The organism is Streptomyces sp. NRRL F-5122 (assembly GCF_001507435.1).
GTDB lineage: Bacteria > Actinomycetota > Actinomycetes > Streptomycetales > Streptomycetaceae > Streptomyces > Streptomyces lannensis.
In genome coordinates this window covers 14,859-25,774 of record NZ_LMWH01000244.1, presented here as the reverse complement: position 1 = coordinate 25,774, position 10,916 = coordinate 14,859, and the positions used below count along the sequence as shown (strand labels likewise).

Sequence of the window (10,916 nt, the reverse complement as noted above, 5' to 3'; positions counted from 1 at the left end):
TCGCGGGACCGGCCATCGATGCCGTGTCGGTGCGGTGTGAGGGGGTACTTCGGGAGTGGACTCCCGGCTGTCGGCCCCGGCCTTGGCCTCGGCGTCGAGAGGCACGGAATGCGATGCGCGAGAAGACGGAGGCGGCTGTGATGGGCATGCAAGGCGACGGCTCGCCGGACCACAGGAGTCCGATGGGCGATGCGGCGGCCCGCCTGGCCCAGGACACCGCGCAGTTGGCGCGGAACGAGCTGCTCGCGGTGGAGAGCGAGGTCAGGGCCGCGCTGCGGCGTATCGGTGCGGGCGGAGCGCTGTCGGGCGCCGCCGGGGTGTGCGGTGTCCTGGCGCTGTGGTCGGCGCACGAGACGTTGCTGCGGTCGCTGGAGCCGATCCTGCCGGGCGCTCGCGCATCCGCCGTGCTCGGCAGTACCTACGCCATGGGAGCCCTGGCTCTCGCCCAGGCCGCGCGCAAGCGCGTGTGCGCCGTGCCGGTGCGGCCGGCGGACGCCCTCGACCGGACGGACAGCGCTGCCACGCAGGCCGAGCCGGGACCGGCCCGCCGGGGTGACGGCCCGGTGTAGGCGCACCGTCGGCGGGATAAGCCGCCCGATCGCCGCCGCCGGTGCCGGGACCGTCTTCCGGCGACGCGCGAGCGGCCGACCATGCCGCGCCGGCGCGCCGCCCGTTGCGCCAACCGGGTGGTCGCGAGGCGCTGGTCGCGGCGCGTACGAGGGCCGCGGGAGGCGTGAATGCCGTCGCAGTGGCAGTCTGCGGGCGCGGACCGCGGCCGCCCCGGCGGGCCACGGCCTTGCCGGGCGGCACCGTGCTCGCGCGCCGCGGGGGCCGTCGGCGCTTCGGAGCGCGTACGGAAGGAGGGGTGCTCGTGGAGACGATCCCCATCGACTCGGCCCATCCGGCCGGTGCCGGCGGCACGGTCACCGAGTCGGCGTACCGGCGCGTTCGAGCCGCGCAGGGCGGGAGCCCCGCCGTCGGTGACGCAAGCGCCTGGGACCTGTTCCGCATGGCCTTCGCCTCCGTCGCCCCGCCCGGGGGCCATCCGCACCCCGCCCCGGGAGGCGGTTGCGCCCATCCGTGATCCCGTCCGGGAGCCGGGTGGTGCCTCACCGTGCGTGGCACAGTGAGCCCATGTGCGGTCGCTATGTGTCCACCCGCAGCCCCGAGGACCTGGTCCGCCGCTTCCACGTCACCGACTGGAACCGGGAGGAGGTCCTGGAGCCGAGCTGGAACGTGGCGCCGACCGACGAGGTGTGGGCCGTGCTGGAACGCGCGCCCCGCGGCGGCGGCACCGTCCGGCGGCAACTACGGCCGTTGCGGTGGGGCCTGGTGCCGTCCTGGGCGCGGGACGCAAAGTCCGGCGCCAGGTTGATCAACGCGCGGGTGGAGACGGTCGCCGAGAAACCGGCCTTCCGCAGTGCGTTCGTCAAGCGGCGCTGTCTGCTGCCCGCCGACGGTTTCTACGAGTGGCAGCAGATCAGGGCGAGCGACCGGTCCAAGGCCCGCAAGCAGCCCTACTTCATCAGCCAGGAGGATGGTGAGGTGATGGCCCTCGCGGGGCTGTACGAGTTCTGGCGCGACCCCTCCGTGGCCGAGGACGACGACCCTGAGGCCTGGTGGACGACCTGCACGATCATCACCACGGAGGCCACCGACGCCGCCGGGCGCATCCACCCGCGGATGCCGCTCGCGGTGGCGCCCGACCGGCACGACGCCTGGCTCGATCCGGGGCACCAGGACCCGGACCGGCTGCGTGCCCTGCTGACCCCTCCGGCAGACGGCCGTCTCGACGTGCGCCCGGTGTCCACCGCCGTCAACGACGTCCACCACAACGGTCCCGGGCTGCTGGACCAGGCCGCGCCGTAGTCCGCGTCGGGCGAGCCCGCGGCAACGATCCCGGTCCGGCGCCGCTCAGCGACTGTGCGCCGGACGGGGCAGCGCGAAACGAACCGTGCGCACCTGGGGCGAGAAATGCACCACGGCGGGCCCGGACGGTGGCGGAAGCCCGGCCGCCGTCGTCAGCGTCTGGCGGAGGTCCACCACCTCGGCGCGGCACAGCGTCCATGGCTCGTGGTCCACGGTGGTCCGCCACAGCACGGGCCCGGTACGGGTGAAGGCGTGCCATCGAGAGGTCAGCCACAGATCCCTCGCGTCCGGGGTGAAGGGTCCGCCCGGGCGAACGGTCAGGCGGTAGGACGGAAAGCCCCCGCAGCGTACGCCAGCATAGTGCACGGCACCGTCCTCGTGGCGCACCTGGAGAGCGCCGAGGTGACAGGGTGCCCCGATCAGCCACGCCGCCATCATGGTCCGCGTCGTGACCTCGACGGACAGGAACCACACGCCGTCGAGGCCGTCGCGACGGCGCACATGGGTGCGCAGGTTGGTCTCCGCGAAGGACAACGGAGCGGACGGCAGAACGCCCGGGCGCAGGGCCGCCATCACGAAGGGCGTGAATCCCACCCACGCCGTGTCGTCGTACGTGTCGACCGTCAGACCCGGTGGCAGCAGCGCCTGCACAAACCGCGGTTCGTAGGGCCAGTGGACAAAGGTCTGACTGAGCCACCGCGCCTTGAGCACGGGCAGGACGACATGCCGCCGGGTGGTGCGCGACACCATGTGTCCAGATTACGCACGCCACCGGTCCGGGGCGCGGGACGCGGACGTCGTTGGGGACGGGCCTGCGTTCGTCTTCCGGCGGCTGGGCCGGGACGGACACCCGACGGCCCCCGCGACGCGCCTCAGGACCGGTGCCCGCCGGCCGAGGTGACCGGAAGCGGCACGGTGACGACGGGACAACGGGCCTGGCGCAGCACGCCCTGGCTCACCGAGCCGAGCAGCATGCCGGTGAAACCGCCGTGGCCCCGTGTGCCCACCACCAGGGCCAACGCGTGGGCGGAGGCATCGGCCAGTGCGGTCACGGGATGGCCGTCGACGACCTCGTGGTGCACCTCGACATCCGGGTGGGCGGCGCCGGGACCGGCCATCGTGCCGGACAGCAGCCGGTCGCCCTCCCGCTGCGCCGTGTCCGCGTCGGCCCCCGCGAGCGGCCCGGGATGCCGCACATGGAGTGCCCGCACGGCCACGCCCCGCAGTGCGGCCTCCTCGAAGGCGAATTCGACGGCCGCCGCGGAAGGTGCGCTGCCGTCCACGCCGACGACCACGTACCCGGGCCCCTCGGTGGGGTGTGCCGGCTCGGGCACGACGACCACCGGGCAGTGCGCATGGGAGATGACGGGCAGGGCGATGGATTCCGCGCCGAACATCTCCCGCATCCGGCTCAGATGCCACGAGCCCAGGACGACGGCCGTGGCGTCGCGGCTCTGTTCGCGAAGGACAGGCGCCGGGGTACCGTTCGCCAGCAGTCCCGACACCCGGATCCGGGGCTGCCGCCGCTCCGCGAAGGCCACGGCCGCCTCCAGCACATGACGGCCGGCCTCCTGGAGCGCCCGATCACGCACCTGCCAGGAATGCGGAAGTTCCCATCTGCGGAACTCCGTGGTCGGCACGGTGGCGGCGTGCACCAGACGCAGGGGCACCCGACGGTGTGCGGCCTCGTCGGCGGCCCAGGCCAGCGCCACCCGTTTCGCCGGGTCGGGATCGACACCGACCACGATCGGCCGGCGGTGGTCCGGTCGGGTCATCGCCAGCTCCAGCCGCTCGTACCGGGTCGCCTGCCTCGCCCGAGCCCCGGCCCCACGCACTTCGGGTGCGTACCCGCCGGGTCGGGCCACCGGCGGAGCACCTGCCTTCCCACCAGTCTGTACGGCGACACGTGCGCAGGCATGGGCGGCCGGTACGTCCGGGCGCCCGACGCCCGGGGCTCCGCCCGGTGAGCGGACGTCCGCGGAAGAGCGCCCGGCTGTTCCGCTTCCCACTGGGCGCCGTCTTGACCGCTTCCCGTGCGGGCCGTGAGGATTCCCGTGACCCGCACAGGCCGTGTCAGCACGGACACACAGTTGTCTCATGTGCACAGCACCACCGAGTCAGGAGTTGCCGCGCCCAGATGACCCGCTCCCAGCCCGGTCCCGCTCCGCGCCCCCGCGCCGCACTCGCCATGTCCCAGGAGGCCGCCGCGGCCGTGCTCGACCGCGAGTCGCTGGACGCCCTCACCGCCGTCTGCGACCTGGCGCTCCCCGTACTCGACGACCTCACCACACCCGCGGCCGTCGCGGTCCTCGCCGATGTCGACGTGCTGGTGACCGGCTGGGGCTGTCCTCCGCTGGACGAGGCCGTGCTCAGGTTGGCACCCCGGCTGCGAGCGGTCGTGCACACCGCGGGCAGTGTGCGGCACCACATCACCGAAGCCTGCTGGGAGCGGGGCATCGAGGTGTCCTCCGCCGCCGCGGCCAACGCCGTGCCGGTCGCCGAGTACACCCTCGCGATGATCCTGCTCACCGGCAAGCACGTCCTAGAACGCGCCCGTGACTACCGCACGTCCCGCAGCAGCGACGACTGGCTGGCCACCCCGCGCACCGTCGGCAACTTCCGCCGCACGGTGGGCATCCTGTCGGCATCGCTCATCGGGCGCCGTGTCATCGAACTGCTGCGCCCCCACGACCTCGACGTGCTCCTCCACGATCCGTACGTCTCCGCGACCGAGGCGGCCGGACTCGGTGTGACCCCCGTCGGGCTGGACGAGCTCTTCGCGCGCAGCGACACGGTCAGCGTGCACACGCCGCTGCTCCCCGAGACCCGCGGTCTGGTCGGCCGCGAACTGATCGAGTCGATGCGCCCCGGCGCCGTTCTGATCAACACCGCACGCGGAGCGATCGTCGACCAGGACGCGCTCGCCGAGGCCGCCGCGGCGGGCCGCGTCCGGGCCGTCCTCGACGTCACCGACCCCGAAGTACTGCCTCCACAGCACCCGTTGTGGGAGTGCGACAACGTGCTCATCACCCCCCACCTGGCCGGTTCCCAGGGCAACGAGTGGCGCCGGCTGGCCGATCTCGCCCTCGCCGAGACCGCCCGATGGGCCTCGGGCGCCGGATTCATGCATCCCGTACGACGCGAGAGGGCGGCGATCCAGGCATGAGCACCCCCTTCGAACTGCCGCCGGAGGACCGCGGGTCGAGCCCGTACACCGGGTACACCCGCGCTCACTGGGAGGCCGTGGCGGACGGGCTGCTGGCGTCCGCGTGGCGCTGGAGCACACCCGGTGACGCACTGCTCCACCTGCCCGGACGGCCATCGCGCTCGGGGGTGCGCTCCGACGGTCTGGAAGGCTATGCCCGCACGTTCCTCGCCGCCGCGTTCCGCGTGGCGGGGGCGGACGGGGACGATCCGCACGGATGGCTGGAGCGGTACGCCCGCGGTCTCGCCTCCGGTACCTGCACCCCGGGCCGTGACGACACCGAGTCCTGGCCCCTGATCCTGGACCACGATGTGCAGGGCCAGCCGATGGTGGAGTCGGCTTCGGTCGCGCTCGGACTGCGGCTGACCGCGCCCTGGCTGTGGAAGAACCTCGATCCCGGCGTCCAGGACCGGGCGGAGCACTGGCTGCGCGGTGCGCTGCGCCATTCGCCCGCGCCGAACAACTGGTACCTGTTCCCGTTCACCGTCGCCGGGTTCCTGGAATCGGTGGGCCGCGGGGACGCGGAGACCGCGGCGGCCCGGCAGCGTGCGGTGGACCTGCTGGAGGGCTGGTACCGCGGCGACGGCTGGTACACGGACGGGGACCACCAGGCGTTCGACCACTACAACGGCTGGGCCCTGCACCTGTATCCGATGCTCGACGCCCACCTCGCCGGGGACAGTGAGCGGTCCGCCCACTACGGTGCCCGGCTGAGTGAGTACCTCGAAGGGTTCTCGCTCATGTTCGGTGCCGACGGCGCACCGCTGCACTTCGGCCGGTCGCTCGTGTACCGGTTCGCCGCTTCGACGGCCATCGCCCTGGGCGCGGTCACCGGACACACCCCACTGACCGCGGGCACCTCCCGCCGGCTGACGAGCGGCACCCTGCGCTACTTCCTGGACCGAGGAGCGCTGACCGGGGACGGTCTGCTCGGCCTCGGCTGGCACGGCCCGCACGAGGCCACGCTGCAGGCGTACTCCGGTCCCGCCTCCCCGTACTGGGCGTCGAAGGCGTTCGTGTCCCTCCTGGCGCCGGGCGGCCATCCGCTGTGGACGGCAAGGGAGGAGCCGGGGCCGGTCGAGGAGGCCGATCGGGTCCTCGCTCTGCCCGCCCCGGGACTTCTGGTGCAGTCGACGTGTGCCGACGGGGCCGTACGGTTGCACAACCACGGCAGTGACGACGTACGCCATCACGAGGGCGAGTCGGCGGACGGGAACGATCCGCACTACGGGCGGCTCGCGTACTCCACCCGCACCGGGCCAACGGCGCCCGGGAACGTCGCCGACAACCACTTCTCGGTGGAGGTGAACGGCCGGGCGAGCGTCCGGCGCCGCATCCACCCCCTGGGGGCAGGGCACTGCGAGGGATGGGGCTGGGCAGCGTCCTGGCACCGGCCCGTCTTCGTCGCCGGCCCCCCGATGGCGCCGGGCCTTCGGGTGGAGAGCGTCACGGTGGCGCGGGGCCGGTACGAACTGCGCGTCCACCGCGTGGTCGGCGCCCCGGACGGAGCACGGGTGAGTCTCACCGGCTGGGCCACGGGACCCGACGACACCGCGGTCTCGGCCCTCCACGGGCTGCACGGCTGGGACGACGGTCCCGAACCGCTGCGCGCCCCCCAGGGCACGGCCTGGACCCGATGGGCCCAGGTCCCCCGTCTCGGCGGGCGGGCCGGCGGCACCTCGGTGCACGTGTGCCTGGCCACCCTGACCGCCGAAGCCGAACCCACGCCGCTCGTGGACGCCGTCGCCGCCGTGGCGGTCGACGGCGACGGCGTCGAGGTGACGTGGGCCGGCGACGGGGCACGCTCAGTGGTCCGGTTCCGGCCGATGAGCGTGTCACTGCTGTGACCGGACGCCGGGCCGTCAGCCGATGTGGTAGCTGTCCCCGTACACCTTCCAGTCCAGCGGCGGGTCCAGGTTCAGGTTGCCGTTGCGCAGGAAGACACGCTGCTCGGTGTCGACACGGGTGGTGTCGCTGTGGGCCTCCTCCTGCTTCATCGCCCACACCCGTGCGTCGAGGAAGGCGTTGAGGTACGCCACCTCGGCGCCGCCCTGCGCCGGGGGCTTCGCCGTACGCAGCGCACGCTTGCGGATGTTGCGGAAGCTCGTGGCGTCGTCACCGTCGCCGTGCATCACGATGGCGTCGTAGTAGGTGAACTGCCCGAGCACTCCCAGGCCGTCGGCCTTGCCCTGCTGGACGGCGGGGTTGAAGTACACACGGTCGCGTTCGTCGTTCTGTGCCTGCTGGAACACAGTGTCCTGCGCCGCCGTGCGCCAGTCCCTGGGGAAGTTCGGGTCGAGTCCGTCGTGGGAGTCGGTGCCGTTCACATCGCGCAGCGCGGGCAGGTACTTGGCGAGGACGTTGCCGGGCTTGCGATCGGCGTAGAGCTGGACGAGGTCGAGCATGTCGCCGGTGCCGGAGCAGAATCCGATGATGCCTGCGGTGTAACCGCGCCCGTCGCCGATGTCCTCGATGTACTTGTACTGGGCCTTCCAGTCGAGCGAGGAGTTCTCCGCGCTCGAGACCAGCTTCATGGCGATCTCCTTCTTCGCCGGGTCGTCGAGTCCTGTCGCGCGGGCGGCGGTGGGGGCGGCCGCGGCGTTCGCGGTGTCGAGCAGCGGTATCGCCGCGAGAGACGCACCGAACAAGGCGAGTACGGTGCGGCGGGAGGCGCTGCGGGCGCCTGCCGCGTCGGGGGACGGATGCACCACTGGGACTCCAAGTGGGTTCGGGGGGTGGGGAGTTGTACTGATAGGAAGGTTTCCTATCAGATCCATGGAGCGTTGGGTACCCGTCAAGCAACAGGTTCTCGTGGCGGCGCCGGTCCGAACGATCGGCCTCAGGGCAGCGGCTGTTCGGCCCAGATGACCTTGCCCGTCGGCGTGTAGCGGGTCCCCCAGCGTTCGGCGAGCTGAGCGACCAGGAACAGCCCGCGCCCGCCCTCGTCGGTCATCGCCGCGTACCGCAGATGCGGCGAGGTGCTGCTGGCGTCGAAGACCTCGCAGACGAGAGCGCGGTCGCGCAGCATACGTACGCGGACGGGCGAGCTTCCGTAACGGATCGCGTTGGTCACCAGCTCGCTGAGCACGAGCTCCGTGGTGAACAACAGCTCCTCGAGCCCCCACTCCGTCAGCTTCCGTGTCACCGCCGCGCGTACCTCGCCGACGGCCGCGGGATCCTGCGGCACCTCCCACTGGGCGACGTGGGAGGCCGGCAGGGCCCGGGTGCGTGCGACGAGCAGCGCGACGTCGTCGCTCGGACGGTGCGGCAGCCGGGCGTCGAGCACGGCCCGGCAGGTCTCCTCGGGCGAGGGTCCCGACCCGGCCAGGGCGGCGCCCAGCAGCTCGAATCCGGCGTCGATGTCCTGTCCACGGCCCTCGATGAGCCCATCGGTGTAGAGGACGATCCGGCTGCCCTCCTCCAGCTCCAGATCGGCCGTCTCGAAGGGAAGCCCTCCGAGGCCGAGCGGCGGACCGGCGGGCACCTCGGGGAACTCCACCCGGCCGTCGGGCCGGATCACGGCGGGCGGCGGATGGCCGGCGCGGGCGATGACGCAGCGTCGGGTCACCGGGTCGTAGACCGCGTACAGGCAGGTCGCGCCCGTGACGGGGGCGCCGCCCTCGGCCGCCTCGTCCTGGTCGATCCTGCCCACCAGTTCGTCCAGCAGGCCGAGGAGTTCGTCGGGCGGCAGGTCGAGTGCCGAGAAGTTGTGCACCGCCGTGCGCAGCCGCCCCATCGTGGCCGCGGCGTGCAGCCCGTGGCCCACCACGTCACCGACGACCAGCGCCACCCGGGTGCCGGACAGCGGCAGCACGTCGAACCAGTCACCGCCCACCGCGGCCCGCGCCGGAAGATAGCGGTAGGCGATGTCCAGGGCGCCCTGTTCGGGCAGCTTCCGCGGCAGCAGACTGCGCTGCAGGGTCACCGCGAGACCGTGCTCGCGCGTGTACCGGCGCGCGTTGTCGATCGAGACCGCGGCCCGGGCCACCAGCTCCTCCGCCAGGGCCAGCTCCTCCTCGTCGAAGGGGCCGGGCTTCTCGGAACGCCAGAAGTTGGCCACCCCCAGCAGGAGCCCTCCGGCCCGCACCGGCACGGTGATCATCGAGTGGATGCCGTACTCCACGACCTGTGCGGAGCGCTCGAGGTCCTGAGCCAGCCATCCGTGGGCCTCGGCGAGGCATGGCTCTACGGTGGCCGGGCCGCCGGCGAGGGCCTGGGCCTGGGGGGAGGTCTCGACGTAGCGGATCCGCTCGCCCACCGGATACAGGGGAGGATCGTCGCGGATCCCGCTGAACGCCGCACGACGCAGCCCGCCGGCCGCCTCCGGTTCCCCGCCGTGCAGCACCGCCTCGAACAGGTCCACGGTGGCGAAGTCCGCGAACCGGGGCACGGCCAGCGTGGCCAGCTCCTCGGCGGTGCGCGTCACATCCAGGCTGGTCCCCACGCCCACACCGGCGTCGTACAGCAGGGTGAGGCGCTCCCGTGCCTCCTCCGCCTTGCCGGACAGGGCGCGCAGTTCGGTCGAGTCGCGGAGGGTGGCGACATGGCCGGGCGGCCCGCCCTCCAGATCCGTGGGCCGCTGGTTCACGGCCAGCAGCCGGTCCCCGACCAGGTGCACCTCGTCCGTGGCGACCCGCCCGGACGCCAGCAACTCGGCGGTCTCGGCGGGAAGGCCGAGTTCGGTCACCTGCCGGCGCTCGGCGTCCGACGGCAGATCGAGCAGGCGCTGCGCCTCGTCGTTGGCCAGCAGCAGATCACCGTCACCGCTCACGATGATCACCCCCTCCCGGACGGAGTGCAGCACCGCGTCGTGGTGTTCGTACATCCGGGTCATCTCGCGCGGTCCCAGACCGTGCGTCTGGCGCATCAGGCGTCTGGTGACGAGCGCCGTCCCCGCCGTGGCGAGTGCGAGTCCCGCGGCGGCCGCGGCCAGCACCAGCGGCAGTTGCCGGTCAGCGACGCCGCCCACGTGTTCGGTGGTGATTCCGGCCGACACCAGCCCCACGACGTCGCCGTCCGGTGCCTTGACCGGTACCACGGCCTGCACCAGCCGGCCGATGGTGCCGTCGATCTCCTCGACCTCGGTGCCACCCGCCAGCGCGGGCGCGATGTTGCCCACGAACTTCTTGCCGATTCGGTCCGGCCTGGGGTGCGTGTAGCGGATCCCCTCGGTGTCCATCACGACGATGAAATCGACCCTCGACCCCTCGCGGGCCGCCTCGGCCCGTGGCTGCAGCACCGCTGTGGGGTCCGGGCCGCTCAGCGCCTCCCGTGTGCCCGGCGCGTTGGCGAAGGACTGGGCAACGGCGAGGGAACGGTTGCGGGCCTCCTGCGTGGTGTCGTGCCGCACCTGCAGAACGAGAGCCAGCACCGCGGACACCACCAGCAACAGCACGATGACCACTTGCAGGAAGAAGACCTGCGCGGCGACGCTGCGTCCGCCCAGTGCCGTCTGCAGTCCGGCGCGGGGGTCCGACCACGGGGGGCGCGGCTGCCGCCCGGGGCCGGGGCGTTCCCCCTGCGATGTGTGCCGGGCGTCGTTCTCGGGCGCTCGGGCGGGGCGGCGCGCACGCGGACCGCCGGGACGGGTCGACCGAGTCCCGGTTCGACGCAGGAGCCGGACCATGTGCCATGTCTACACTGCCGGGCCCCGGGAGGCGAGGGGCGTCACATGCGCCGTCGGCCGGTTCCGGCGGCCACGAACGGCGCCGGGGCCGTGCGGCGTTCACGGGCCGGGAGCGAGCGGCCCCTCGACCGTGCGCCACCGGGCCCCTACTCACTCGCACGGGGCCTCAGGCCCGAGTGGCGCTTCGAAACCCGCTTTCGGGTGAACCCGCAGCCT

Annotated in this window: 9 protein-coding genes; 5 read left to right on the top strand and 4 right to left on the bottom strand. The window is 72.9% G+C overall.

From position 1 onward, the window contains the following. Window positions 1–113: 113 nt before the first annotated feature. From ADL25_RS29215 to ADL25_RS29205, 3 genes are all read left to right on the top strand, one after another. On the top strand, window positions 114–569 hold the full coding sequence (locus tag ADL25_RS29215) for a phage holin family protein (protein ID WP_059130856.1): 456 nt from the start codon (window positions 114–116) through the stop codon (window positions 567–569). A 302-nt stretch (window positions 570–871) separates the two neighbouring features. Beyond that, complete coding sequence (locus ADL25_RS29210; protein WP_159045027.1) at window positions 872–1,084, top strand: hypothetical protein; 213 nt, start codon at window positions 872–874, stop codon at window positions 1,082–1,084. 50 nt (window positions 1,085–1,134) lie between these two features. Next, on the top strand, window positions 1,135–1,869 hold the full coding sequence (locus tag ADL25_RS29205; RefSeq protein ID WP_059130854.1) for an SOS response-associated peptidase: 735 nt from the start codon (window positions 1,135–1,137) through the stop codon (window positions 1,867–1,869). Window positions 1,870–1,914: 45 nt separating this feature from the next. On the opposite strand, the gene ADL25_RS29200 is transcribed toward ADL25_RS29205, so the two are convergent. Continuing rightward, window positions 1,915–2,619, bottom strand: a complete 705-nt coding sequence (locus ADL25_RS29200) for a YqjF family protein (RefSeq protein WP_059130853.1) — start codon at window positions 2,617–2,619, stop codon at window positions 1,915–1,917. A 122-nt stretch (window positions 2,620–2,741) separates the two neighbouring features. After that, window positions 2,742–3,644, bottom strand: coding sequence for a universal stress protein (locus ADL25_RS29195; RefSeq protein ID WP_059130852.1), 903 nt, complete (start codon window positions 3,642–3,644; stop codon window positions 2,742–2,744). 362 nt (window positions 3,645–4,006) lie between these two features. Between ADL25_RS29195 and ADL25_RS29190 the strand changes: the two genes are divergently transcribed. Further along, complete coding sequence (locus tag ADL25_RS29190) at window positions 4,007–5,035, top strand: hydroxyacid dehydrogenase (RefSeq protein ID WP_059130851.1); 1,029 nt, start codon at window positions 4,007–4,009, stop codon at window positions 5,033–5,035. Next, the gene (locus ADL25_RS29185) at window positions 5,032–6,921 is read left to right on the top strand and encodes a DUF2264 domain-containing protein (protein WP_059130850.1); all 1,890 of its coding nucleotides are present in this window, start codon (window positions 5,032–5,034) and stop codon (window positions 6,919–6,921) included. Before ADL25_RS29190 ends, ADL25_RS29185 begins: the two co-directional genes overlap by 4 nt. A 15-nt stretch (window positions 6,922–6,936) precedes the next feature. Here ADL25_RS29185 and ADL25_RS29180 read toward each other — a convergent pair whose 3' ends face one another. Both ADL25_RS29180 and ADL25_RS29175 read right to left on the bottom strand, forming a co-directional pair. Then, window positions 6,937–7,785, bottom strand: coding sequence for a chitosanase (locus tag ADL25_RS29180; RefSeq protein ID WP_059130849.1), 849 nt, complete (start codon window positions 7,783–7,785; stop codon window positions 6,937–6,939). Between the two features lie 128 nt (window positions 7,786–7,913). After that, complete coding sequence (locus tag ADL25_RS29175; RefSeq protein WP_199839222.1) at window positions 7,914–10,700, bottom strand: SpoIIE family protein phosphatase; 2,787 nt, start codon at window positions 10,698–10,700, stop codon at window positions 7,914–7,916. Window positions 10,701–10,916 lie beyond the last annotated feature (216 nt).